This window comes from Trueperella bernardiae, assembly GCF_030246965.1.
Taxonomy (GTDB): Bacteria; Actinomycetota; Actinomycetes; order Actinomycetales; family Actinomycetaceae; genus Trueperella; species Trueperella bernardiae.
In genome coordinates, this window is sequence record NZ_CP127099.1 from 26,686 (window position 1) to 51,557 (window position 24,872).

21 protein-coding genes are annotated in these 24,872 nt (G+C 57.9%); 14 read left to right on the forward strand and 7 right to left on the reverse strand.

All coding sequences use genetic code 11. The features are described from left to right. Positions 1-44: 44 nt before the first annotated feature. The 13 genes from QPC17_RS00130 (at position 45) to QPC17_RS00185 (ending at position 12,741) form a co-directional block, all read left to right on the forward strand. On the forward strand, positions 45-626 hold the full coding sequence (locus QPC17_RS00130; RefSeq protein ID WP_285347310.1) for a DUF6668 family protein: 582 nt from the start codon (positions 45-47) through the stop codon (positions 624-626). A gap of 1 nt (position 627) precedes the next feature. Continuing rightward, positions 628-882 (forward strand): TrbC/VirB2 family protein, encoded by a 255-nt coding sequence (locus tag QPC17_RS00135; protein WP_285347311.1) that lies wholly within the window; start codon positions 628-630, stop codon positions 880-882. Then, entirely contained in the window at positions 879-1,607 is a 729-nt protein-coding gene (locus tag QPC17_RS00140) for a DUF8175 domain-containg protein (protein WP_285347312.1), read from the forward strand. The genes QPC17_RS00135 and QPC17_RS00140 overlap by 4 nt, the downstream gene beginning before the upstream one ends. Positions 1,608-1,620: 13 nt before the next feature. Continuing rightward, positions 1,621-3,063 (forward strand): TrbL/VirB6 family protein, encoded by a 1,443-nt coding sequence (locus tag QPC17_RS00145; RefSeq protein ID WP_285347313.1) that lies wholly within the window; start codon positions 1,621-1,623, stop codon positions 3,061-3,063. Beyond that, a complete protein-coding gene (locus QPC17_RS00150; protein ID WP_251769689.1) occupies positions 3,063-4,556 on the forward strand; it encodes an SCO6880 family protein in 1,494 nt (497 codons plus the stop codon). Before QPC17_RS00145 ends, QPC17_RS00150 begins: the two co-directional genes overlap by 1 nt. Positions 4,557-4,693: 137 nt before the next feature. Further along, entirely contained in the window at positions 4,694-5,977 is a 1,284-nt protein-coding gene (locus tag QPC17_RS00155) for an ATP/GTP-binding protein (protein ID WP_285347314.1), read from the forward strand. Then, positions 5,974-7,686, forward strand: coding sequence for a type IV secretory system conjugative DNA transfer family protein (locus tag QPC17_RS00160; RefSeq protein ID WP_285347315.1), 1,713 nt, complete (start codon positions 5,974-5,976; stop codon positions 7,684-7,686). Before QPC17_RS00155 ends, QPC17_RS00160 begins: the two co-directional genes overlap by 4 nt. Before the next feature lie 9 nt (positions 7,687-7,695). After that, entirely contained in the window at positions 7,696-8,589 is an 894-nt protein-coding gene (locus QPC17_RS00165; protein WP_285347316.1) for a hypothetical protein, read from the forward strand. Between the two features lie 85 nt (positions 8,590-8,674). Beyond that, on the forward strand, positions 8,675-9,100 hold the full coding sequence (locus QPC17_RS00170; protein ID WP_251769687.1) for a hypothetical protein: 426 nt from the start codon (positions 8,675-8,677) through the stop codon (positions 9,098-9,100). Between the two features lie 82 nt (positions 9,101-9,182). Beyond that, positions 9,183-9,416 (forward strand): nucleotidyl transferase AbiEii/AbiGii toxin family protein, encoded by a 234-nt coding sequence (locus QPC17_RS09585; protein ID WP_432049314.1) that lies wholly within the window; start codon positions 9,183-9,185, stop codon positions 9,414-9,416. Between the two features lie 14 nt (positions 9,417-9,430). Further along, positions 9,431-10,656 (forward strand): IS3 family transposase gene (locus QPC17_RS00175; protein ID WP_101923944.1). Its coding sequence is split into 2 segments (ribosomal slippage): positions 9,431-9,710 and positions 9,710-10,656, totalling 1,227 coding nucleotides; the frame shifts between segments, so codons are not numbered across the junction. Positions 10,657-10,742: 86 nt separating this feature from the next. Beyond that, the gene (locus tag QPC17_RS00180) at positions 10,743-11,183 is read left to right on the forward strand and encodes a hypothetical protein (RefSeq protein ID WP_285347317.1); all 441 of its coding nucleotides are present in this window, start codon (positions 10,743-10,745) and stop codon (positions 11,181-11,183) included. 73 nt (positions 11,184-11,256) lie between these two features. Continuing rightward, the gene (locus tag QPC17_RS00185) at positions 11,257-12,741 is read left to right on the forward strand and encodes a hypothetical protein (protein ID WP_285347318.1); all 1,485 of its coding nucleotides are present in this window, start codon (positions 11,257-11,259) and stop codon (positions 12,739-12,741) included. Here QPC17_RS00185 and QPC17_RS00190 read toward each other — a convergent pair. The 6 genes from QPC17_RS00190 to QPC17_RS00215 all read right to left on the reverse strand — a co-directional run bounded on the left by QPC17_RS00190 (position 12,701) and on the right by QPC17_RS00215 (position 17,751). Then, positions 12,701-13,600: a DNA adenine methylase gene (locus QPC17_RS00190; RefSeq protein ID WP_251769784.1), complete on the reverse strand. Its 900-nt coding sequence runs from the start codon at positions 13,598-13,600 to the stop codon at positions 12,701-12,703. The two genes, QPC17_RS00185 and QPC17_RS00190, sit on opposite strands and share 41 nt — an antisense overlap. Before the next feature lie 24 nt (positions 13,601-13,624). Then, complete coding sequence (locus QPC17_RS00195) at positions 13,625-14,020, reverse strand: DUF4913 domain-containing protein (RefSeq protein ID WP_349018031.1); 396 nt, start codon at positions 14,018-14,020, stop codon at positions 13,625-13,627. Continuing rightward, positions 14,017-15,594: a relaxase/mobilization nuclease domain-containing protein gene (locus QPC17_RS00200; RefSeq protein WP_285347319.1), complete on the reverse strand. Its 1,578-nt coding sequence runs from the start codon at positions 15,592-15,594 to the stop codon at positions 14,017-14,019. Before QPC17_RS00200 ends, QPC17_RS00195 begins: the two co-directional genes overlap by 4 nt. Next, positions 15,591-15,962 (reverse strand): MobC family plasmid mobilization relaxosome protein, encoded by a 372-nt coding sequence (locus tag QPC17_RS00205; protein WP_285347320.1) that lies wholly within the window; start codon positions 15,960-15,962, stop codon positions 15,591-15,593. The genes QPC17_RS00200 and QPC17_RS00205 overlap by 4 nt, the downstream gene beginning before the upstream one ends. Positions 15,963-16,510: 548 nt before the next feature. Further along, the gene (locus QPC17_RS00210; RefSeq protein ID WP_285347321.1) at positions 16,511-17,470 is read right to left on the reverse strand and encodes a zeta toxin family protein; all 960 of its coding nucleotides are present in this window, start codon (positions 17,468-17,470) and stop codon (positions 16,511-16,513) included. Next, positions 17,470-17,751, reverse strand: a complete 282-nt coding sequence (locus tag QPC17_RS00215) for a hypothetical protein (RefSeq protein WP_285347322.1) — start codon at positions 17,749-17,751, stop codon at positions 17,470-17,472. The genes QPC17_RS00210 and QPC17_RS00215 overlap by 1 nt, the downstream gene beginning before the upstream one ends. 210 nt (positions 17,752-17,961) lie before the next feature. On the opposite strand from QPC17_RS00215, the gene QPC17_RS00220 reads away from it, so the two are divergent. Continuing rightward, positions 17,962-18,249 carry a hypothetical protein gene (locus QPC17_RS00220; protein ID WP_251769709.1) on the forward strand — a complete coding sequence of 96 codons (288 nt, stop codon included), beginning with the start codon at positions 17,962-17,964 and terminating at the stop codon, positions 18,247-18,249. 109 nt (positions 18,250-18,358) lie between these two features. Here QPC17_RS00220 and QPC17_RS00225 read toward each other — a convergent pair whose 3' ends face one another. Beyond that, positions 18,359-24,625, reverse strand: a complete 6,267-nt coding sequence (locus QPC17_RS00225; protein ID WP_285347323.1) for a helicase-related protein — start codon at positions 24,623-24,625, stop codon at positions 18,359-18,361. Between the last annotated feature and the right edge of the window lie 247 nt (positions 24,626-24,872).

Consider the following 24,872-nt stretch of genomic DNA (forward strand, 5'->3'; position numbering starts at 1 on the left):
TGTGCAGGTGGCGATGCACATTCTTTGTGAAGGAAGGAGGCTTTGTGAGCGTGGTAGATAACCCGTGGATAGGCCGTGAGGTGGAGCCGGCGAAGGTAAGCGAGCCGGGCGAGGTCGCACCAGTGTGGTCCGTGGTGGCGGGTATCAGTGCCCAGGATGCGGTGGCGTGTAGGTTGCCGGTGGTCTTAAGTGACCACCATGAGGATATTGTCTTGGTGGGTGCACACGGGGGTGCCGGGACGAGCACGGTAGCGGAGCTGACGGGACTGGTCGATGGGGATCATGCCTGGCCGGTGAGTGCCCCGGTGGCTAACCGTGTGCTGGTGGTGGCCCGGACGAACATGGCCGGTTTGCGGGCGGCACAGGCCGCCGCCTTGCGAGTGTTTTCCGGGGCGATTAGGGGAGTTGAACTCGTTGGCGTGGTGCTGGTCGCGGACGTGCCCGGCCGGCGGTTGCCGCGCGAACTGGTGGAAATGTTGAGCGCGATCAAGGCGGCATTTCCCGTATCGATCCATATCGACTGGATCAATGACTTACGGCTCGGGAAAAGCCCGAACCGTGTGCCGGGACGGGTGTCTCGGGCAGTGGAGGAGATAGAGGCCCTGAACAGGGCAGGAAAGGAATGAAATGGTGGACGTACTGAGTGCAATTGCTGTTGATCCGGCCCAACCTCCGGGGACGGAGGGGATTCAGACGATCATTGGTTGGTTGGCCTGGATTGCCACAGCGTTGGGCGTGGTGGGAATCATCATTGTCGGTGTCACCATGTTTTTCCAAAACAGGCGCGGTGAAGGCGGTGAGGCTGCCGGCAAACTGGGTTGGGTTCTCGCTGGGCTGGTGCTGATCACAGCCGCCTCAGCGATCGTAGGATCCCTGACATGAGTGAGGGTATGGAACACACTGGCCGGTCTCGCGTGGTGGTGGGGTTGACGATGGTGGGCATCCTCGTCGTGGGATTGGTTGTGCTGGTCGTGATGGGCCTAACAGGTGAGGATAAGCCCTCGACCGCACCGTCGATGAGCGCGAGCGGGCAGGTGACACCCTCGGCCCAGGATAGCGAGGATGAAGAGTCCATCTATAGTGCCGCGTGTGGGTATGAGCCAACCGATCGCAGTAAGCCTGACGCGAGTTTTGCAACAACCCGGCTCATGACCGAGTCGGGGGTGCGAGTGGCCAGCGCTCAGGGGATCGGCCCGTGTAGCGTGAACCCGCTACCTACGGGGTATGCCTTCACCCCGAAGGGGGCGTTGTTGGCGGCAGTGAATTATGTCTCCGCCATGACCTCTCACCCTGATAAAGGTGAGGTGGCGAGCATGTTGCTGGCCAACACGGCCGGCCGGGAGCAGATTTTGGCCAGTGACCAACCACAGAACGCGCCGGTGGAGCCGGTGAGCGTGATGGGATTTAAAACCGAACTGGTCGGTCCCCTCGAATATCAAGTCGATGTGGCTTTTAGTGCCACGCCTGTGGCTGACCGCGTCTTCGCGATGAAGCTCCCGGTGGTGTGGGAGGACCACGACTGGCGGGTGGTCATGGGGGCGCAGGGCCCACAAGGCTACCCGGTTGGTGACCTTGTGATTGAGGGCTTCCAAGTGTGGGGCTACTAAGAAGGAGGCGTGAGTGGACGAGCAGTGCACCTGGTATGACGTGGGCTGTCATCTAGGGAACTGGATTGGCAGTATTGGTCAAACCGCGACCGATAAGCTGGCCCAGTCGGTGGCGAGCGCCGCCCAGTGGGCTTTAGAGCTCAGTGGGGATTTCATCGTGAATATTTCTGGTCTGACGTTGTTTAACCAGACGGAGGCCTCATGGGTACAGTCCACGCTCGCCCCCTTTGTGTCCTCGATGGCGGTTGTGGCGGTGCTGGTGGCCGCCATTCAGATGATCTGGAACCAGCGTGGGGAACCGGCACGGGAACTGGTCGCCTCACTGATGCGCCTGGTGGTGGTGTCGGGGGCGTCGATGACCGGGATTATTCTTGCCACGCAGGCCGCCGATGAGCTGGCTACGTGGCTGATCAAGTCCTCTGGCGGTAGTGGCGATTTCATGGCGAACATGGCCTCTTTCATTAAGCTCAACGAGGCCATGGCACCGTTCGCGATTGTGCTGGCCGGGATTGTGGCGATCGTTGGGGCGTTGATACTTGCGATGTTGCTGCTTGCCCGTGGGGTGATGTTGACCTTGTTGATGGGCGTGTTGCCGTTGACTGCGGCGGCCTCCAATACCTCGTGGGGGCAGGACTGGTTTAAGAAAGCATCAAGTTGGACGGTGGCCTTCATTTTGTATAAGCCCGCGGTCGCGATCATTTTGGCGCTGGGCTACCGCCTCATGGGTTCACCAACCGCAGCGCAGGCAACCGCAACCGTTGACGACATGATCCACGAAAAGTGTGGTTTCGATCCGTTTGACCCGTCCGGGCCGGGAGCTTCTGAGTGGAGACCACGTAACCCAATTAACCCCGTAAATGAGATCGGGCTTCATGGGAGCGAGTGGCATAACTGTGCTGACCAGGTGCGTGCCCAGCTCGAGGCTGGTGGGCTGGATACGACCGGCGCTATTTCTTTCCTTCAAGGCCTGATTATTGTGTGTTTCGCAGCTCTTGCGATGCCGGCGCTGATCCGGTTCATCATGCCCGCTGCGAGCGCCATGAGCTCCGGTGGCGGGGCGGCCCTTGGTGCGCTCGCCGGTGGGGTTGGAACGATGGTGGTGGCCGGAGGTGCACGTCATCTTGGCTCGTCGGGGTCAGCAAGTGGCAATAGCGGCTCTACCGGCTCTGGCGGTGGTGGCCCGAGCGGGGCGAGCGCCACTCCCGGCGGTGGTAGCGGTGGTGGTCAATCGCCGGGTGGAGCGCCAGCAGATTCAGGGGACGCACCTGGCAGTTCCGGAGGACCGAGCGAGGGTGGAGCCGCGGGCGGTGGAAACACAGGAGGTACGCCATCGGGGTCTTCGCCAGTGACAGCGTCCGGGGGCGGGTTGGCCGCGGTAACGGCTGCCTATCAGGTGGGTAGCGAGGTGGCCGGCGGGGTCTCTGCCGAGGTTTCGGGTCAGACGGGAGATGAGTGATGAAAGCAGTTCCGGGAACCTTTGGGAACTGGGTCAAGCCCGAGGCTGCCGGGCTTGGGCGACTTTCTGGGCTGGCAACCGTGTTGCTGTTTGTAGGCCTGGTGAGCGTGGTGATGGTACAGGCCGTTTTTGGTTTCGTGCCCGCCGTGGTTGTCTTTGTCGGGTTTGCAGCCGTGATTGGTTTGTTGACGGTGCGGGATCGGTTTGGGTACTCGCTGGCAGAAAAAGGAGGAGAGCACGTGATGTTTTGGAAGGCGAAGCGGCGTGGCGAAACGCTGTACCGCTCGGGAGTGTTCGGTGGTAGCCCGTGGGCGACCTTCCAGCTCCCAGGAGTGTTGGCATCGACGAAGATCGCCGAGTATGAGGATGCTTATAAGCGGCCTTTTGCGATTATTCATACCCCGTCGGTCTCAACGTATTCGATCGTGTTTGCCTCTGAGCCTGATGGGGAGGCGCTCGTTGATGAGGAACAGATCGAGATCTGGGTGGCCCGGTATGGGATGTGGTTGGCCTCGCTAGGGCAGGAGCAGGGGCTTGTGGGTGCGCAGGTCATTGTGGAGACGGCCCCTGATACCGGCACTCGACTCAAGCAGGAGATTCTGGGCAATATTGCCCCAACGGCCTCACCGGTTGCGGTGCAAATGCTGGAGGAGGTCCAGCATTCCTATCCGGCAGGCTCTGCCCTGGTGCGAGTGTATGTGACCTTGACCTATGAGGCTGCGGTGCGTAAGGGGATGCGTAAGCGAAGCATGGATGAGGTTGCTAAAGACTTTGCGACCCGCCTTCCAGGCTTGACGCAGGCTTTGGCTGGTACGGGCGCGGGGATGGTGCGCCCGGTTACGGCTAGTGAGCTACGTAAAGTTGTGCGCTGTGCCTATGACCCGCAGGCCGAGGCCTTGTTTGATGAGGCGACGTTGACGGGTCAAGAGGTTGCCCTGGGGTGGGAGGATTGTGGGCCGGTGTCGGCGGAGGCGCGCTTTGGCGATTACGTCCACGATTCTGGTGTGTCAGTGTCGTGGGTGATGTCGGATGCTCCCCGTGGATTGGTCCAGTCGAACGTGTTGGCCAGGTTGTTGGCCCCGCAGCCGGCGATCCCGCGTAAGCGGGTAGCACTGTTGTATCGGCCGATCGATGCGGCGCGTACCGCCGCGATTGTGGAGGCGGACCGGGCGCGGGCCTCGGTTCGCTACACGGGGTCGAAGACTGGTAATGCGCGGGCTGCGACGGCGTTGGCGAAAGCGGATGCGACGGCGAAGGAAGAAGCACGCGGGGCCGGGCTTGAAAACTTCGGGATGGTGATCACCGCAACGGGCACGTTTTCCTCGGATATGGCTGAGATTGAGGCGATTGTCGAGTCGCTGTCGGCCTCCTCACGTCTTCAGATCCGTAAAGCGTGGGGTGCACAAGATGCCGCCTTTGTGCTCGGAATTCCTGTGGGGGTGGTGCCGTTGAAGTTCTCGCCGGTGGCCGAATCGTTGAAGGAGGCGTTGTGAGCGTGAGGGTTCCGTCTCGTGGCTGGCCGGGCGAGGGTGGTGGGGCACAGCGGCGTGTTCCTGTGCCGCCCGAATGGCGTGGCACGAGCGTGCAGGTGTGTGGGCTGTGGCCTTTCGCCGTTGGTGCAGGAGCTCCGATGGTTGGTGTGCCATTCGGTCGTAATCTTCGCACCGCCACCACCGTCTGCTTCGATCCGATCTCATGGTTCCAGCGCGCAGCATTGATCTCTAACCCGTCAATGTTTGTCCTGGGCAAGCCTGGTCTTGGTAAGTCTTCAGCGGTACGCAGGATTATGCTCGGCCTGGACGGGTATGGGACGCACTCGATGGTGTTAGGAGACCTCAAGGGCGAACACATCGATCTCATTCGCGCCATTGGCGGGCAGGTCATTGAGATTGGGCGGGGACGGTCGCAGATTAATCCCCTTGATACTGGTATGGCCCGTCAGGCCGCCCAAGCATTATTAGGAGAAGCCCGCGCGGAGCTACTGGCGGACGCTCATGGTCGGAGGCTGACAATGCTGACCGGACTGATCCAGCTGGCACGTAATGAACCACCAACCGATCGTGAAGAGGCAATTCTGGATCGAGCCTTAGCAGTCCTCGATGAGCACCACGAGGGGGTTCCGGTGCTACGGGACGTGCTACAGGTCATTCGCGATGCGCCCGAGGACGTGCGGCAGGTGGCGATCGACCATGGCGACCTGGGGCGTTACCGGCAAATCACGGAGGGATTGGAAGCGACGCTGATGTCAATGCTGTCGGGTAAGTTCGGTGAAATTTTCGCCGGTCATACGACAACGCCGATGAAAATCGACCGTTCGGTGGTCTTCGATGTGTCCTCCATTGAAGACGGCGACGCGGCCTTGCAGGCTGCAGTGCTACTGGCGTGCTGGTCATACGGGTTTGGCACGATTGCGGTTGCTAATGCTCTTGCTGACGCAGGCGTGGCACCACGTCGTCACTTTTTCGTGGTCATGGATGAGCTGTGGCGTGCTCTTCGCTCTGGGCGGGGCATGGTCGATCGGGTTGACGCATTGACTCGTCTTAATCGGCAGTGGGGCACGGGGCAGGCGATGATTACCCACACGATGAGCGATCTGGATGCCATTGCCAGTGAGGAAGACCGTGCAAAAGCCAGGGGGTTCGTCGAGCGTTCCGGTGTGGTGTTGTGCGGGGGACTGCCCCGCGGTGAAATGGCTCAGCTGACGAAAGCCATTCCCTTGTCTGAAAAAGAGCAAGACATGTTGGTTGGGTGGCAGGATCCTCCGATGTGGGACTCGGCAGCTGGCCGTGAGGCGGCCCCGCCAGGGCGGGGAAACTTCCTGATCAAGGTCGGTGGACGTCCGGGCATTCCCGTCCATGTGGAACTGACCAATGCTGAGCTGGCCTTGAACGACACCAATAAGGCGTGGAAATGAAAAGCATGGACCCAACTGATCGAGCCATGCTCATCGGTTCACTGATCTTGATAGCCGTACTCGGCGTGTTCGACGTGGCGGTTCACATTGGCCTTGTCCTGACGGGGCATCGCGCTACATGGAACCCTTTTAAGCTGATAATCGACCTGTCCACCGGACAAGTCACGATGAACGGCAAGGGGTGGATCATCACTGGCGTCGTTGTGGGCGTGAGTGTGGTGGCTGCCGTGATAGCAGTCATGTACCGGGCGGTGGTGATGTCACCACGAGCAAGGGGTGATGAGCGTGGACGGCTGACTGGTTCAAAAGGGTCCTCGGGGGCGGTGCGTACCAAAGCGGTTGAGGACAAGGCGCGCCAGTTCGGTATCGACAATGTGAAAACCCATGGCGGGTTTCCCTTGGGGCGGGCTATCCCTGATGGTGGGATCATACGCGGCGATTGGGAGAGCGTCGGCACATTGCTTGCTGGTCCACGAACGGGTAAGACAGTTGCGTTTGCTATTCCGTGGGTGATCTCTGGCCCGGGAGCTGTCCTTGCCACCTCGAACAAGCGAGATTTGGTTGATTCAACGGCGCTGGTGCGGCTGCAACGCACGGGGCAGAAAGTGTGGATCTTCGACCCGACAAAGATCCGCAAGAGGGAAGCTGAATGCTGGTGGAATCCGCTGACATACCTAACAGCGGACGGGTTTGACGGCTCTATTGTGTCCCGGTCACGGATCTTGTCCTCGACGCTCGGGGACGCTGGCAGGGCCGCAGGTGGGCAAAACGCTCGCTATGACGGTTTTTGGGACGGTGGTGGCGACCAGATCCGGGCCGCGCTCCTGGCTGCGGCCGCCCTGGGCGGGCACACCATGAAACAGGTCCATACCTGGGCATCGTTGGAAGTTGACGAAACTCCTGTAGAGATCTTGAACTCTCATGGTTTAGAAGCGGTTGCGGCCTCACTCCAAGGCATGATGAACCTTCCTCCAGATACGAAAGGTGGCATGTGGGCAAGTGCCCGTATGGGCTTGTCGTGGATTGAGGACCCGGACATGGATCAGTGGTACATGCCCGACTCCTCCCGTGTCGAGTTCGACCCGGTGGCGTTCGTCCGCTCGCGCGAAACTCTGTACTCAATGTCGAAGGATACTTCCGACGTCACACCACTAGTTTCGGCGTTGACGATCGTGACGTGTATGGCGGCAGAAGCGTTTGCCGAATCGCAAGGAGGGCGTATGCCTACCCCGATGATGGTCGTCCTGGATGAAGCGGCAAACGTGTGTCCCTGGCGGGACCTTCCCAAACTGTATTCCCACTTTGGTTCGAAGGGGATCTGCCTGCAAACCATTTTGCAGTCCTGGTCACAGGGCGTGGACGTGTGGGGCGAAACCGGGATGAAGAAGCTCTGGTCAGCGTCGAATACTGCCATTTATGCGGGTGGAATTAAGGAAACAGGCGCACTGGACTCTATTTCTAAGCTCCTTGGCACCTACTACGAAGATCAAATCTCTTATTCCTCGGGACAAGGTTCACGTTCGCGTTCGGTGACTAAGCAAGCGCGTGAACGTCCCATTGCAACCGTTGACGAACTGGCCTCGTTGCCACAATGGCGTGCCTGGCTGTTCGCCTCGAAGTCCCGGCCAGTGCTCATGGAACTTGAGCCGTGGTTCAGGTCAGCAGATAAAGACGACATTCAACATTCACTAGCCAGCTATGGCGGATAAGGAGAAAACATGAGTCAGCCCGATTCGATCATGGATGACGCCGAACGCAACATCGTGGCGAGCATCAGGCTCGTTGAGCAGATCGGTGAAGCCCTGCGGGCTAGGCGCACCCTCAAGCTACAGGTCTCACAGCAGGAGATGTATGCCGAACAAGCTCGCCTTAATCAGGAGCTTAGCGTGGCACGCCCCTACCTAGCAGAAGGGATGCGGGACGCCTTTTGGCGGGGTGCCGAAGCGGAGGACATGTCCCGTATGTTAGGGGTCGCGACCCGGTTCCGTGACGTTGATCCTCTTGCTGGTCAGGTCTATTCGCGGGCGTTACGAGAGATTGAGGACCGGTACGGGACGCGCGCCCTGGAGGTGGAGCAGGTCAGTATCGACGAGCTCAGTGACGAGGAGGTCGACCAGGTTATCCCGCAGGTGCCAGGTGAAGATATCCCGGTCAGTGATGTGAGGGAAGGACGCGAAGCAGAAAAAGAACCCGTCCCGCAGTGGGTTCACGCCTGGGCTGAGGATATGCGTAAAGGGCAAGCCAAGGCCGCTGACTACTATCAGGATCTATTTTCGGCCGGTGAGGTGGCCAGCGCTCAGGGGGAGGCTAACCGTGCTCACCTCGAGGCTGATCACGCTCGCGCCGACCTAGCCGACGCTGAAAAAGGACAAGAAAGTGAGGTCGCATCACCAGAAGTTGACCAGGCTAAAAGTCAGGTGCTCAGCGCCGAAGAACGTGAGCGTCTGACACAGGTGCGTCGGGACCAGATCGGGACTGAGGCGGCCAAGGCGGTCGAACTGAAAGAGGTCTCCTTCCCCGAGCCGGCTGAGGAGGCCATCACGAAGGCGAAACCCACCACGAAGGTGGGCAAGGCAAAAGTGGCACGCAAGCAAGCAGGCCGTGCCCGGTAGGTGTGGGGTATTGGTGTAGCGCTCCGATTGTGTTCTTTTGATCGGTAGAATAGTGGTTAGACTAGTGGAAGGTAGGCGATCACTGGTGGAGTATGTGACGGATATTCACGCATTGAATCTGCCCTCGGATACTGACACGACTGGGGATTGGCATGCTAGTGCTTTGCAGTGGTCACAGCTGCGGATGGCTAACTCTGATGATTCAGTGTTCGGGGATTGGGGGATTACCCGAGATTCCTCGGTGCGGGTTCCCGAGCATGAGGGTAAGCGCTTCAATATTGCTAACCATGTGCGTGCCGTGCTGGACATGATCGAGCACGGCCGCCTATCGGTAGCCCAAGGCATGCGCAAAGACTACATCGGCAACGATGCGTATAACGTTGAGATTTTTCCGCGCGTGTGGCTGCTCCGCGGTACGGACAATTGGCCCAATGTTGACCTGTTTATGAGAAAAGAATACGGGTTGGCGTGGCTGAAGTTTACCCAGGAGGCATGCCGTGGCGTGGCATGAGGCACACCGCCAGGTCCAAGATCAATTCTTGTCCTACCTTGGCGAGCACAGCGATCTGGTACTCAAGGGCGGTACCGCGCTGATGAAATGCTATGGGTTAGATAGGTTCAGTGAGGATCTGGACTTTGACGCGCTACGTCCCAAGGTCTCCACCGTCAGACTCGTTGAACGGTTCTGTCAGGCTCGTGGCTATGAGTCGTCGGTGAGGAAGGATACCGCTACCGTCCAACGTGTGATGATCCGATACCACCAGGATCATGCGTTGAAGGTTGAGACCTCCTTGAAGCGTCCTGGGTTTAGTTCCTACCTCAGCTAAGGAAGGATTGAACTATGCCTAGAAAGTATTCCGTCGAGTTCAAGGAAAAGGCGGTCCATCAGATCATCGAAATGGTCCGCCTGGAGTCCTGCTCACTGCAATGCGCCTACACAGAGGTCGGCGAGCTCCTTGGAGTATCTCACCACACGTTGCGGGCTTGGTACCGTGACAGCGCTTCAGTACGTGATGACTCAGACGCTTCAGGTGGCGAAACAATGGAAGAAGAGCTCAAGCGTCTGCGCCGCGAAAACCGCGAACTGAAACGAGCAAACGGGATTCTTAAGACTGCTTCGGCTTTTTTCGCAGCGGAACTCGACCGACCCACGACCAAATGATCTCCTACATCGACGCGTACAAAGATCAGTTTGGGGTCGAGGCCATCTGCCGAGTCCTCAAACAAGCAGATCGTGGATTCATCACCTCACGCGGCTACCGCAAAGCCACCACACGCGTTCCCAGCGCAAGGGCCTTAAGCGATAGCCTTCTCATCCCAGAGATACAGCGTGTGCATGCGCAGAATTTCTCGGTCTACGGCATCCGCAAAATGTGGCACGCGATGAACCGTGAAGGCTTTCATATCGGCCGCGACAAGACCGCCCGATTAATGAAGCTAGCAGGTGTTTCCGGCCGCAGACGTGGGCGAACGCCCGTGACAACGATTAGCCCGAAGACACCGGATCATCGCCCGGACCTAGTGCAGCGAAACTTTCGTGCACAAGCGCCAGGCAGGTTGTGGGTTGCCGACATTACATACGTTCGTACCCTGTCAGGATTCGCCTACACCGCGTTTGTCGTGGATGTCTTCAGCCGAAAAATTGTTGGTGTTGCTACACGCTCGACGATGCGCACCGATGCGCTGCCCATGGAGGCCTTGGAGCATGCATTAACGACTGCCGGACGAATCCATGGTAACCAGCTGATTCACCACAGCGATCGGGGCAGCCAGTACGTGTCGCTGAAGTATTCCACCGCCCTAGCGGAATCAGGAATACGCCCGAGTGTGGGAACAGTCGGCGATTCTTATGACAATGCACTAGCCGAAACAGTCAATGGTCTCTACAAGGCGGAACTGATTCATGCCCAAGGCCCGTGGACATCGGTCGGAGAAGTCGAACTGGCCACCTTGCGGTGGGTGCATTGGTGGAACACCAAGCGGCTTCACGAAGCATTGGACTACGCCACCCCACAAGAAGTAGAAACCGAGTACTATCTCACCCAGCCCATCAACACAGGGCCGTAAAAGAAGCGGAACTAAACCCAGGACGCTTCACCTACCGCACGCGCAACATCGACCCGGAAGACGTGACGGTGGTAGGCGGGGTGCGGGTGTACTGCCTCGATGCGCTCGCACGGCTGAAAGCCGCAGCCTATTTGGGGCGCGACACCATACGCGACCTTTATGATGTGACGTTCTTGGTCAACGAACACTTCGATGAGCTTAGCCAGGCCTCCCGTAGCTTGCTGCGCGTGGCGCTGGCGAACAAGGGCCTCGACCAGTTTGAGGTGGTTCTTGCGGAGAATAACGATGATCTGATTGACACCGACCAGCTTGCAACCCACCTGCTGGAAGCCTATGAGCATCTTGGGATTCAGAGCATGGAAGAAGAACGGAACCTGACCAATAACGGGTTATCTCAATGGGGGAGACTACAGGCACTGCACTCTGCATCCTTCCCACCATCATCAGGGGATGCGCGGTCAGGAAGCAATATCCTCTCAAACCTTCCCTCGCATCCGACGAGCTTAGATCAACGGCGCACACGGTAGAATTCGATGTGAATATGGATGATGAGGGGTATTCTGTTCGTATCTTTTTTATCCGTCAAAAAAGGGGGCTTGTGTGCAACCGATCAAAGAAGTTGAGCTCAGCCGCGTGTTACTTGATCTCGAGAACTACCGTATTCCGAGTGTGCAGGCCTCACAAGAAGATGCATTATGTTACCTTTTCGCATCAGAGAACGTTCTTGAGCTTGCCGAACAAATTGCGCACGATGGTTACTTGGATAATGAGTTACCACTTGTTACTCCCGCCGAAACAGAAGGTAAGCAGGCCGGAGAGTTTATTGTACTGGAGGGAAATCGTCGAGTTGCTGCTCTGAAAGCGCTTCAGGGGCTCGTAAGTCCGGAAAGCCATCATAAAGAGCTGAATAAGCTCCGTAGAAAGCATGCACACGAGTTGCGAAATCTGCCGAAGACAATTCGTGTCATGGTGATGGACTCGCGTGAGAGCGCTTTGCCCCATTTGGGAAGAATGCACATCGGCGAGTCGAAACGGCGATGGAGCCGTGACCAGCAGGCAACCTTTTACTATTCGCTTCTTGATGAAGAGGTCGATGTCAGCGTTTTAAGGAGACGTTTTCCTAACGCGCGCGGCCTCAAGCGCCTGTTAAAGATGGCATCGGTACGGCGGTTTATCTCTCACGCAAACTTCAAAGATTCATCCCTTCGTGCATACGCAGCATCAGCAGATCTGACAATGTCATCGTTTGAATATGCCTACAACAAAGGAGATATTGCAGAAGCAATTGGTGTCGTTTTCAACGGTGATGGACTCATTGAGCCATCCCCGGAAAAAGCGGGGGAGGCGCTGACGGGACAAAAGCTTGTAGCGTTGGAGATTCTACTGTCGAAATATCGATCTAAAGAACTCAATACGCGAAGCTTAGCCTTAAGACGTGGCACGCCTGAACGTGAACAACTTATCGCACAACTTAATGGTACACATGTACAGAAGCAGTCAGATACTCAACATGAAGAGATAGATTCTGAGAGTCCGGTGGATCGGTCGGGTCCCCGGCAAGAGCCATCGAACAAGTCTACGGGGCCGGACAACCGACAAGGTAGCCAGGACGGGACAGCATCGCAAGGGCGCAACCACCCCCACACCTATAGCCGTCTCGATATGACGGCGATGGAGGACATGTATCGCGGGGAACAGGTTCCGGGCAATGTTCAGACGCTGTTCATTGAACTTCAGAGAATCAATGTGAGGGACTTTTCGGTTGCGTCCACGATGCTTATGCGTGCTGTTTTGGAAGCGACACTCAAGTTAACGCTGACGACAGAAGAGCGTGGTGATGCAAATCAGCTCCGAGCATTAATGCATGTAGTACAACAGAAAGCACGTGAGGAAAGCTGGCCATGCCGAGCTAACGTTAACAACATTGCGGGCGGTAATGAATCAAGACCAGGTTCGGTAACATGGTTTAACCTCGTCGCACACGATTACAATCTGCAACCGACAAGTGAAAACATTCATCAGGCATGGTCGCTAGTATATCCCGTCATTGAGCATATGCTGATGGAGGGAAGTCGCAGGCCATAATTGCGTGTGCCACGTGTGGTGAGGCAACCAGCAGTTCTGTTGCTTTTCCAGGCTTAGAAGCAGAGTACGTGATTTCAAGATCAGCCATAAAATCATCACGGTAGAGATGCCGGACGAGCGAATGATCGTCGTAGGTCAGTAGCCAGTGCGCATGAGATATGTGATGTATATGGGTAGCCAGGGCTTCGTGATCACGCCCGTCAAAAGCATTCAAATACAGCGATCCGCCAGCGGCAACATAAGGTGGGTCGATGTATATTAGGGCTTGGGAGTCTTTTCCATAGCGTTCAATGACATCTCGCCCATCCAAGTTGTGAAGCGTAATCCTGTCAGAAAGCATGCCAAGAGCAGTGATGCGATCAGTCAGAGTCTCCCTATTAAACCGCGCATCGATAAGGTAGGTGCCGCGCTGTTGCAGCCCTCCGATGGCCCCAGCGTTTAGGATTCCAGAACGATTCGTCCGATTAAGATAAAAGAATGCTAGTCCCAATGAGCGTAGGTCCGTATCGTCCTCTTCCTGATAGATAGCACGTTGGCGTTTCCACTCATCGATTGTTAATGGTACGGTGCGCACTTGTTCCACGAGCCACTTAGTATGGTGTTTGACGCAGTGCCAAAAGGCGTAGACGGCCGAGTCGATATCGTTAATCACTAATCGATCGATGATGCCCTCTCGTAGGAGGGCAACACCGGCACCTGCCCCGCCGGCATATGGTTCAACATAGGTGGGATTATCCACACCGAGACGCTCAATGAGATCAGCGAAGAATCCCGCCATGGTCGCCTTTCCCCCTGGATAGCGAAGGGGAGAATGCGTGCCAAATCGGCGGCTGGTGACAATTCGTAGACGATTATCCATAGTTCCTCGATTGTTTCTCTGAGCCTAGGAGACCATATCAGTGCGCGCAATATCCGGAGCCCGGTCAAAGGGTAGGTGGAGCTCGTCGGCTGGCCGGGATTTGTGGTGCTTGTCGGTGCAGCCTTTGAAGGTGCCGTCAGGGTCGAGGAGGCGGTCCATGGTGGGGTCGCACAGCTCGATCGTCCACTTCGCTAGTCCGGTCATGGCGTCTTGCTTGCGCATAGCTTCCCATGCTCGCCATAGTGCCTCGAGTCGGATGACCGCTTCGATATGTTTCCACCACTGTGGGCACCACACCATGCGCGAAGGCACAATGGGACGCTTGTAGAAGTAGACAAGGTATTCTTCAACCCAGTCATAAACGTTGGAGTAAAACAGTTCAGGCGGTGCTGGCTGTGTGGGCATGTCGGGTTGGGTCATCGGCTCGTTCCTCGTGAAGGTGGTGTCAGTGGGCGGCCGCGCGGGCGCGAGTTCGTCTCATTCGTTGACGCGGGTGAAGGCGTGGTGCGAACGGCTCCGAACTGTCGCAGGAAACTCTGGGCGAGCGCTGCTTCCTCGGGCATCGGGGCATTCACACTTGCCAGGGCCGCATCAAGCTCGGCGCGTGTACGCCGAGCGGTCACGCTCTGACGGTGAAGGTCCAGTAAGTCAACCATGGCTTTACCCAGGCGGATTGATGAGGTCATGGCTTGTTCGGATACCCACGCTCCGCGCGGCCGGACCGGACGTGACATTAGGAGGCGGCCAGTGTTGATACGCGCTCGGGATGGCGTTGCGCGTCGCAAATTGGGGCGGGTCTTGTACTGTGCGGTACGCCCAAGGGCGCGTGCTGCGCGGGCGAACTTCCACCCGTCCTCACCGTGAGCCACGGCCAGCGCGCTGAACATGCCGGCAGCCTCATGTGCCACAGCGCTAAGGGCTTCATCGTCGCCGATGGGGACGGCGTCCATTCGTGCCAAGGTTTCTTCCACAGCGTCGGCCATGTCCCGCCATGTTGCGCGAGTGTTGGCCACATGATTATCTAACGTTGGGGTCTGCCCGTTCCACGCGGTTACGGCTTCCATGCGCTGTGTGGGAGTGTCGGCCCAACCCATTCTCAGCCACGGTAGGCGAAGGTCGCGTGCGATCCATCCGCCCCCGTACCACTTGGTTGCCCGGCCTTCATCATTGGGCAGTGCCACGGAGTATCCGGTGATCGTGTCGCGCCCGCCGTGTGCGTAGCGCGGCCGAACAAGGACACCTTGGGCGCGTAGCTCTCGCACATAGTCAGCCTCGGACTGGGCGACGGTGAGTGCTGCACGCATTCGCACTTCCAAAATGCCCTTGTCTGTCATGGGCTGGCCGGCGCGTGCGGCTGCGCGCTGCTCGGCTGGTGTTTCACCAATCGCGCCGCGCTGATGCTCACGCGATTCAACAACGGCGAGCCCGTGCTTGTGCTCGAGCGTGTTGCAGGCGCGTTGTGCTCGGTTGTAGTCACGCCAAACATTGACCTTCGTGCCGTCCTCGCGCACGATGTTGGCAACGATGTGAATGTGGTCGCCGCCGCCCTTGTTCGTCCCGTGTCGTACCGCGATCCATCGAGCGGGGGAGCGGCCACTAGCTTCGGTGAACTCCATTTCGTCCATGAAGTCCTGTGCGATCTGCGCCCACTGCTCATCGGTGAGCGCTGGCTCGTCGGGGTGAAGAGTGAGCGAGCAGTGCCACACGTGCACCGGTCCGCGCCCGCGCGTGACCATCTCATTCTTCTCGTAGTCCCACGTCGTTTGGTTACCCCAGACGTTGACATCGTTCTCGATCATGTCCAGATCAAGCATCTGTGCCACGTCGACCTGCTCGGCATCGCAGAGCGTCCGACCACCATAGAAATCAGGGTGGGCGATGTCAAAGCTGCCCGCCACAATGTGCTGGTTGGTGTGTTCGTTGGCGCGACCTGGGCCAAACAAGTAACGCACGAGTCCCTTCGTGTCGCCGCCGCGAGTAATGTTGGGCATCATAAAAGTCGCGCCAGCTTTCTACGTACCGTGTTGATCTCTTTGATCTGCGCGCGGATCTGTCGGGCCAGTTCGCTCGCTTCAGCCGGGAAAGATTCATGCGCGTTGGCCCAGTGCGCGATCTGATTAATGTTCGTTGCCTCGCCAACAATCTGCCGGTTCGCGTGCTTGAGCTCGCGCAAAATCTCACGAATTGTCTCCGGGTCGAGCTGCTCGACGGGAGGCTGGAGACCTCGCACGAGGTACTCCGACATCGACACGCCAGTCCGGCGCGCGTTGTAAAGCAAACGATCATAATCGGACTGGCGCATCCGCAACGTGAACGATCGGCGCGGATCCTCCGCCGTCGTCGTCTCCTGATAGCGGACCATGTGCCACTCCTTCCGACCGCTGCGGACGGCCGCCCATCCAGCGCAGCGACCCCGCACAGCGGGGACTCCACGGTTCGAGTATACCCGAACCCAAGCAATTGGTACAGACCAATCTCTAGCTTGCTACGCGGCCCCTCGTTTTGGGCCGCGTAGCACAGTGCGGGCGAGGGCCGCTCCGATTCGCGCGGCCGCCGGCGCGCCGACCGCGAGGAAGTGGGCCAAGATGGGGCGGGCGGTGGCCGTTGGCACGCCGGCCGGCCCGAACGGTTTAGCACAAGGTTCCCCGGCCTCACGCGCGTGATCGCGTTGATGTAAGTGAGCTGTCTGGTAGAAAAGCGTGAGCAAGAGACAGACAACCGTGGTCGCCTGTGAGGTCGAACGGGTGCGCGAAGCTGAAGAAAATGAGCGCGAAGACGGCCGCGCCGGCGTCGTTACCCGCCGCCATTAATGGGTGGTTGGATGGAAGAGGCAACTCGAAATGTACGCGGTGCACCTCAAGTTTTCCCATGATGAACCGCTGAGAGCGGACGGCAGCCGCCCCGCTCGTGCTAGCGGGAGCGGGATCCTTGACCGGGATCGCGGCGGCGCGCCCTGAGGTGCTTCGTCATGCTCGCGGTCGCCTCCTGCGGAGAGGATTGGATAGACGCCGGGCCAAATGTTGATCGAAACGCTGATGCTCGTTGCGTCTCGGACGCGCAAAGATCGAGCAGACCGAATGATCCTTTGACGCTTTCAAGCAAGTCCTTGGCCTCAGTATTACAGTCATTAACCACCAGGTACGCCCGCTCAACCGCCTCAACCTGCCCGCGATACTGACACACTTCTCGTGCAGATAACTCCCGATAGAACTCAGTAGCGAACACCTCACTACCTGCACCGCTCGGAGAGCCCGTCCACAGAATCTGCCCGCCGCGATCCATCACAGTGAACTGATCAACCACGTCAGAGGCGACAATCTCTCGCACAACACCGGGCAAGTTGGCAACCGTGACATCGTGCGCCGAGATCGGTGTCCACCTCGCCGGTAGTCCGCGTGCCCGGTCAGTGTAATACCGGTTAAGAATGCCGAGCCGGGACAAAGCTGGTGGCACCGCTACGACAATGGCATGCGTGTGACGTCCTAACGCTCTTGCGTGCTGCGCCTCATCGAGCACAGTCGAAGCCATGCGCCACGTTCCCTCAATCAGTGAAGAAATACCGTTTGCGTTAGCGTGATCAACGCTCATTTTGATCCAGGCCGCTGAGGCAGAAGCCGTCACCAGCGGCATTCGTAGCGGGTCATCGTTCACGAGCCGCTGGTAATCGGGATGATACTGGCGCAGGTCGTCGCCAACAATTGGCACAACACCACTGACTTGACGCACAACATGTCCTTGGCTGGCTGTCTTGCCTGCGCCGGGTTGTCCGCCAAGAAAGATTGTGACAGGCTCGCGAACGTGGATCGCGTCAGCGAAAACATCCGGAGCGATCTGGGATATCCACCGGCGACGTAGTTCAGCCTCATCCATTACGAGGCGTTCTGTACAAACAAACTCTCGCGAGCGTGGCGGGCCTGGGCGTGCCATTTTTCGATGCACGCGATTTGGGCGTCACGGTCATCAGGGTCAACGCTTGCCCGTTCGCGGCGCAAAGCAATCCGCTGGTCAAGTAGTGTGCGGACGCGGCTGTGGTCGCCTCGGGCTTCGGCCTGATCGCTTAACGCGACAAGCACGCCCCCGTAGTAGGTGCCAGCTTCATAGAAGACGTCATAGAGCACCGTGTCACCGTAATCATCGTATGTGAACTCCATCAGGCTCCCTTTCACTCGATAGCAAGCCTAGCTGACCCGCGCAGCGAAAGAAATGGGCGTGCTTGTACCCTGGGCCGTGCCACAGTTCTTCGTGGGTAAGCTACTCGCGCGAGAGTGTGGCCAACTGGCCTGGTGAGGATCGGCAGACGTTGCCGCGGTGTGCACGTGCCAAGACACATTAAGGGTGAGCCTGAAAAGATCGGGCTGGAAATGGAGAAGAAGATGGGTATCAATGCCACCGAAATGCGCGCATTGCGCGAGAGCCTCGAACAGCGGACAAAGACCCTCGAGGCCCTAGCCGACGCGGTCGCGCGTCAGACCATGGCAGAAGAACAACTTGCCGACGCCTACCAGGAGGCAATCTCTGCGGGCTGGGCTAAGGCAGAATTAGCCGACGCGGGCGTGAAAGAACCGCCGCTTGTGCGCCGTCGCCGCCTCGAAAAAGAACGCGGCAACCAATCCGCGCCGGTCGACGAGGGCGAGAACCACGACCAGTAACGTACCGAAGCCAACACCAGCGGCCTCAGCGGCAAGCATCCGTTTGCCCCGCCGCTCAGGTGGCTCCCCTGCACTGAGGGGAGCCACCTGGTTCTTATTCTTCAGCCCATCACCGATGTGGGGTGTCGGGCTTGGCGCGGGGCGTGGTGCGCCCTTGGCGGGGGCCGCTAGCGAGAGTAGTGGGTTGCGTGGTGGCAGGCTGGGTGGTGGCCGGACCGAACTGGGTACGGAATCTGGCGGCGAAGGCCGCTTGGAAGGATTCAGTGTTGACTCCCGCCTGCTCTTCCTCCCCGTCTGGTTTGGCCGTGCCCGCCGTCGCCTGGAATGCGATGGCGGTGCCTTGTATGCGGCTGATTTGGTCTTGAGCGTCTTTATCTAGTCCAATGTAGGCTGCAACTACAAGAGCAGACCCGCGCAGTGTATCGGGGGAGGATACCGCCCGGTCTTGGTAGACGTAGGCGTTCCCGGCCCGCTGTGTGGAGCGGTAGTGATCAGGTATTTTCTCCGACATGCGCGGGGAGAGGAAGTACAGCACGGTAGCAGTGGTGGCCGGTTCTTCGATGGGGATGATACCGGTGCGGGTGAATTCAAGGTGCGCCCGTGCTGGCCGATCTTCACCGTAGGTCGCCTTGACCATCTCAACGCCTGCCACGGTGGCACTGGTACGTGTTTGACCGTCCCACTGGTCAGGTGTTAGCTGATCAATAACGTATTGGTCGAAGGCGTGGGAGGCGACGTCTCGCCAAGCCTCATAGGCGCTGGTGTCGGCAAACTCGTTCGCATCGTATGAAACAAAGTTACCGGGATCTCCACGTCCGTCAACCCACTGTTTGACAATTGTGTCAACATCATTGTGTGTAAAGCCCCCTTGGGGTGGTAGCGGACGGTCAGCATAGACAGGTTGTGAATAGTGCGTGCGCAGGTTGTCAATGTTCGCGTTGCGGATGTCAGAGCGGTCCACACCAGGTAAATCCACGGTTGGCGAGTACGAAATACCGTAGGTGTGCATGAAACGCTCCAGGCGTTCATCGTCAACCTCGTTGAGGAAGAGGGATGTGCCGAAGTGGCGAGAAAGGTCGGCCTGCGCTTGGCGCTGCCACAGTGGCTCCAGTGAGACAGCGGCGTCGCCGTAACCGGCATCTCGCAAGAAGTCCTTACAATCGCTGTCATCGAGGATGAGAGCGTATGGGACCATCAGTGAGCCTTGCACGGTGGAGAGGGGAAGGTCGCGATAGATGAAGGCATGTGTGCCCTCAAGCTGCTCGGTCGAGCGTAGCTCGGGTGGAATCACCTCATTGAGCTCGCGGTCAAGGAAGACAAGCTCGACCTGATCTTGCGGGTTCGCACTATCACAGTAGGTCGCCATTTCCATGCCCAAGGACAGCTCGGTCAGACTCGTGCGAGTCTTGCCCTCCAGCTGTACGGGAGCCATGACACGTGGATCAGTGTCGTGTGGTACGGGCTGGGCCGGCAGATCTGGGCTGGCCAGGTCAACACGGTTGACCCACGGGCGGTGAGTGAGGCCGCCGCGGGCAGACAGGGGATCGGGGGCCTGCTCGAGGTCTTTGAGTGAGAACTCGTCATAGCGCGTGCCCTCCTCGTCAGTGATGCGCCCCCAGACAAGTCCGCTTTCGCCTATCTCTAGCACTTCCCACCTGGTATCTCCTCCTTGGTAGGTCGCAACTGCCGCAACGGCATCGAGATCGACGCCTTCGGCGTCGGCGTAGGTACCACGGCTAGGCCATGCGGCCATGCCTTGGAAGAACGTCGCGTGTTCAGGCCAGGTGATCTCGTCGGTCAGGTCGCGTTCGAGGTCGTTAGCGGCGATGTGCGCATCGAGGTATTCAAGGCGAGCTGTAGCTTCCTTGAGTTCGTCTGCGAATTTGAACGGCGTATTGACCACCAGTTGGGCCGCTTCGATACTCTCGCGAGCGGATTCAATCTTGGCGCGTTCGTCCTCGGCTCGATGGGCGAGGGACTCAACAAAGTTTTCAAGCCGGGTTACCGCTCCAATTCCGTCGAAAGCGGTGAGCGGAATCGTCACGCTAACCTGCTCGTGGAGCCAGCTGGGGATCTGTTTCGGGGAGAAAACGATATTAACGCCGCGTTCGGTTTTCGTTTTCGTTCCAGGCGTTACCGCGCTGACGATGAGGTCCACTCCGCCGAGGGTTACTTGTGGTGTGGCCCAGACACGGTAATCCTGGCCGCGCCGGGCGAGATGGATATTATCTTGTAGATCCGTTGATAGGACGGTTGAGAGCCTGCTAGCTGCCTCGGCGCGCTCATCAATGTCCAAGCTATTGATAGTCATGGAAAACAAGTTCCCGCGTGTTGAGCGAATATCGCTAAACGCTTTCTCGAATGATTCGATGAGTGTTTCCGAATTACTGATTTGGCGTTTCAGCGTGCTAATTGATGAATTGTTGTACTGTTGCTCGCGCCGGTATCCACGTTCGAGACGACGATATTTTTGTACGTTTGCTTCGACCTCGACACGCTCAATCACTAGAGGATCACCTGTTGCGGCAGCTTTCACTTGGGCGTAAGACAGCTCGGTGTCTCCGATATCGTCGACGACACGTTTGCCGACCCGGTTGGCCATGACCTGGTTAATGAAGTGTTGCTTTCGCTCCAGCGTTTGCCACATGTAGGTATCAAAGGAACGTTCAGTGACATAGCGGAAGATTTCCACTTCACTGTTTTGGTTGCCCTGGCGAATAATGCGCCCCTCGCGTTGCGCGATGTCGGCCGGACGCCATGGCGCATCAACGTGGTGCAAGGCCACAGCCCGGGACTGGATGTTGGTTCCGACCCCCATCTTCTGGGTCGAGCCCATCAAAACGGATATGCTGCCGTTGCGTGCCTGAGCGAAGAGTGCTTCCTTGGCGCGATCGTTGGTGGCATCATGCATGAACGCAATTTGGGATCGATCCATGCCTCGGGCAACCAGCTCGTCAACGAGACCATCATAGGCGTTCCACCCGTCTGAGTTGGGGGAGGAAAAATCGATGAAGACGATTTGTAGGCCGCCCCGCGTGTTGGAGACCTCTCCAAGCGCGTCGAGGTACTCGTTGTCTTTGGTGCGCTCATAGACGGCCATGATGTTGTCCGCGACCGCCTCAATCTTCGTGTCGCCTGAAGGTTGGATACCCACCAGACGCAAGTCGATAGCTGCACGCCGGCCGTGAGTAGAGATGCGGAGCATGTTGTCCTCTCTCGGGCTAACAGCACCGTCGCTGATGGCTTTGGAGCGTTGCTCGATCTGACGGGAGAACTCGACCATGGAGCGGCCTGAGTCAATGCGTACAACGTCGGCTTGGCGCTGTCCTTCCTCGTTACGCATGAGGAGTGGAACTTTCAAATTGAGTTCATCAGCGGTTTTCACATCGGCTGCAACTGACCATAGTGCTAAGAATTCTGGCAAGTTTTGGAACTTGGCAATGCGTGTCATTTGCCTAAAACCGCCACCGGGTGCCGCTTCTGTCTTCGTCACTTCCTGGGTAAAGGTTGAGGCGAAAGCATCAAAAGCGCTAATGCCTGCCGTGTCGAGCAAATCAGGGCGCAAGTAACGCAGCATGGTGTGGGCTTCGGTGATCGAATTTGCAATCGGGGTGGCTGTAGCCAAGGTGAGCACTTTCCCATCAGGGTTATTGCTACGTAGCCAACCAATCTTTTTATGGAGATCCGTTGCTCGGGTTGCTCCGTCGCCTGTGTTGATGCCCTTAAGCTGGGAGGTGACGCGCAGATTCTTATACAGATGAGCCTCGTCAACGATGAGGTAGTCCACGCCTAAATCTTCAAAAGTCAATCCAGGATCGGTCTTCGAGTCGAGCGCCTTAGCTAAATCCGCTTCAGCTCTCCTCAACACGCCTTCCAGTTTTCGCACGGAATAATCCTTTGTCTGGGATGAGTCTAGCGCTTCTTTCAGATCGGCAATCTGTTGCTTCAGGTAAACGGCGTCATTTTCCGGTTTGAGGCCAAGTGCTTCGAACTGGGTTCCAGTAATGACGATGCCGTCCCATTCATTTGCTGTTGCCTTAGCGAAAAACGTTGCCCTGCCCTTTTTATCGAGGTCTTCTTTGGTGGCGATGAGGACACGGGCGTTGGGGTAGGCTTGCTGCCATTCATTGGCAAACTGGAAGAGCATGTGGTTCGGGACAACCACCATCGGCTTACGTGCCAGACCAAGACGACGCAGCTCCATCGCACCCATAACCATCTCCATGGTTTTTCCTGCTCCAACTTCGTGGAATAGGCCCACGGTGGGCTGGGTGATCATGCGGGCCACGGCCGCACGTTGGTGGTCATAGGGAGTAAAGGAGCTTGCAAGTCCAGGGAAGTGAAGCTGAGCGCCGTCGTGGGAGTAGTCGCGTGGAGCGATGCGGTTAAATCGTTCGTTGTAGACGTGTTGGAGGTGATCGACGCGGCCGGCATCTTTCCAGATCCATTCAACGAAAGCCTCGCGCATCTCCACACCCTTTTGCGCGAAAAGAGCGGACTGCTCGTAGTTAACAACATTTTTCGTGCCGCCGTCAGGGGTGGGGACGGAATCATAGACGATGAAATCAGAATGGTTAAGAGCTGCCTCAAACACTCGGATTCCACCGCGACGTTCGGTTCCCCACCGTCGATAGGTCGATTCAATACGTTCAGCATTGCGCAGGTTTGCGTCCCACTGCGATGTTAGTGGGTTGTATACTAATTCAAATGAGGTTCCCCACGTGATTCCGAGGACTTCGCGTTCAAAGAACTCTCGGTGTAACTCCACACCGATCCAGGGAGTTCCGAGACCAAACTCAATATCTGCTAGGGCAATATCTGCCGGTTGAGCCTTTTCAAGGGCTGTAACGTTGGCTTGGTAGAGCTCTGGGTCGTCGGTTACCCACTGGCGGGCTTGGTCGAGTTTGGTGCGCACATCACCAGAAAGATAATCGGCGCGTATCACTGGCCCCTCGGGCGTATCGAAGATGCGATCACCAAGTAGCTCGCGGATCTCATCATGATCCGTTGCCAGTAGGTAGGCCACATAGTCCAGATCCACCCGGCCATGTTGAGCCATGGAGATGGCGAGGGCGTCTTCAGGAGTGTCAGCACCGAGCGGGGTGAAAGTCACCCCGATCTGACGCTGGTGTAGTAGCCCGGCTGGTTTGCCAACACGATCGTCTTGATCGTAGGCCTCGATGGCCAACGTGATCGCCGCAAATGGGTCATTGCGGAACGCTCGCACGGCCGGCCGGTCGGACAAGTATAGTGTTTCTTCAACCTCGCCCGTATCGGTCTTCTTTTTGCGCCAGGTTTCGCGTTGCGTGTTGAGGTAACCGTACTGGTCAACAAAGCTTTCGTATGCAGTGCGTAGATTCGTTCGGGCTTGGTCAAGTTCAGGTGTATCTTCAAGGGTGGCTTGTTCGATTGCCAGTAGTTCGCGGGTCAAATCACGCAGATTGAGGAGTGTGCGTAACTCGTTCCTCGCATTCTTCGGGACCCGTAGCTCGCGTTCGCCTGTCTCTGTTAACACGGTGAACACCTCTGGTTGTGTTTCCGCTACCCGACCAATCTCGTTACTGTCGATAACGATCTCAGGCGTGTCAGAGTGCTCGATAGTTGTAAAGACCAGGCCTTTGTCTTTGGCCTCACGGACCACACCACTAAGTGCGCTACGAATCTGATTGCCAAGACTGTCCAGACTGTCATTCGTGACGGTTAGGCCAACTGCCCCATACAGGCCGATGCTGGCACTGGGGGAGCCAAGGACACGACCGGGATGGTGGGTGAAATACTCGTTGACAGGGATCGTGTTGTCGCCGTAGGTGACATCGTTGGCAAACTCCCAGGTAAAGGGCTGCGGTGTTTCATCTTGACCGCGCCGGCGCAAGATCAGGATGTCGGTGACAACGTCAGTGTTGGCGGTGGCCCGGTGGGCACCCGTAGGCAGTCGAACAGCACCTACCAGATCGGCACGGGCATAGAGTTCGCGACGAAAACCCGGATTCTTCGCATCCAACGTGTGGTGGGAGGTCACGAACGCGACAAGACCACCGGGGCGGGTCTGAGCAATGGCCTTGTTGATGAAATAATTGTGGATGGTGTGATTGCCCCGGTTGTAGACCTTGTCATAGGGGCGCGAGTCTCCGAAGGGGACGTTTCCTACTGCGGCATCGAAATAACCGTCAGCACCTAGCGATGTCTCAGTGTAGCTCTCAGTGCGGATCTCATCGTCCGGGTAGAGAGCTTGGGCGATCGCGGCCGTGGTGGGGTCAAGTTCGACACCGACCATGTAGGCGTTGGCGGGCGCATGGCCGATGAAGTTACCTGATCCGCAACCCGGCTCGAGCACGCGCCCGCCTGTGAAACCAAGGAAGGTCAGAGCCTCCCACATCGGTGCAACATAAGCGGTGTTGGTGTAGTGCGCATCAAGCACCCCTGACCGAGCTGAGGCGTATTCAGCCTCGGTGAGGAGAGCTTTGAGCTGGTTACGTTCAGCCTCCCAGTCCGTTTTTGCCTCATCAAAGATGGCTGACAGTCCGCCCCAGCCCGAATACTGAGCGACCGTGGCGCGCTGAGTGTCGCTGAGGTCGCCCTCGACGGTTTTGACTATGCCAATTGCGGCGAGGTTGGCTTGTGCG

What these genes read in the sequence shown, in the direction of transcription:
- QPC17_RS00135 (WP_285347311.1), top strand. Translation starts at nt 628, where the DNA reads ATGGTGGACGTACTGAGTGCAATTGCTGTTGATCCGGCCCAACCTCCG.
- QPC17_RS00140 (WP_285347312.1), top strand. Translation starts at nt 879, where the DNA reads ATGAGTGAGGGTATGGAACACACTGGCCGGTCTCGCGTGGTGGTGGGG.
- QPC17_RS00150 (WP_251769689.1), top strand. Translation starts at nt 3,063, where the DNA reads ATGAAAGCAGTTCCGGGAACCTTTGGGAACTGGGTCAAGCCCGAGGCT.
- QPC17_RS00155 (WP_285347314.1), top strand. Translation starts at nt 4,694, where the DNA reads ATGGTTGGTGTGCCATTCGGTCGTAATCTTCGCACCGCCACCACCGTC.
- QPC17_RS00160 (WP_285347315.1), top strand. Translation starts at nt 5,974, where the DNA reads ATGAAAAGCATGGACCCAACTGATCGAGCCATGCTCATCGGTTCACTG.
- QPC17_RS00165 (WP_285347316.1), top strand. Translation starts at nt 7,696, where the DNA reads ATGAGTCAGCCCGATTCGATCATGGATGACGCCGAACGCAACATCGTG.
- QPC17_RS09585 (WP_432049314.1), top strand. Translation starts at nt 9,183, where the DNA reads ATGAAATGCTATGGGTTAGATAGGTTCAGTGAGGATCTGGACTTTGAC.
- QPC17_RS00190 (WP_251769784.1), bottom strand. Translation starts at nt 13,600, where the DNA reads ATGGATAATCGTCTACGAATTGTCACCAGCCGCCGATTTGGCACGCAT.
- QPC17_RS00195 (WP_349018031.1), bottom strand. Translation starts at nt 14,020, where the DNA reads ATGACCCAACCCGACATGCCCACACAGCCAGCACCGCCTGAACTGTTT.
- QPC17_RS00200 (WP_285347319.1), bottom strand. Translation starts at nt 15,594, where the DNA reads ATGATGCCCAACATTACTCGCGGCGGCGACACGAAGGGACTCGTGCGT.
- QPC17_RS00205 (WP_285347320.1), bottom strand. Translation starts at nt 15,962, where the DNA reads ATGGTCCGCTATCAGGAGACGACGACGGCGGAGGATCCGCGCCGATCG.
- QPC17_RS00210 (WP_285347321.1), bottom strand. Translation starts at nt 17,470, where the DNA reads ATGGATGAGGCTGAACTACGTCGCCGGTGGATATCCCAGATCGCTCCG.
- QPC17_RS00215 (WP_285347322.1), bottom strand. Translation starts at nt 17,751, where the DNA reads ATGGAGTTCACATACGATGATTACGGTGACACGGTGCTCTATGACGTC.
- QPC17_RS00220 (WP_251769709.1), top strand. Translation starts at nt 17,962, where the DNA reads ATGGAGAAGAAGATGGGTATCAATGCCACCGAAATGCGCGCATTGCGC.
- QPC17_RS00225 (WP_285347323.1), bottom strand. Translation starts at nt 24,625, where the DNA reads ATGTGGGAGGCTCTGACCTTCCTTGGTTTCACAGGCGGGCGCGTGCTC.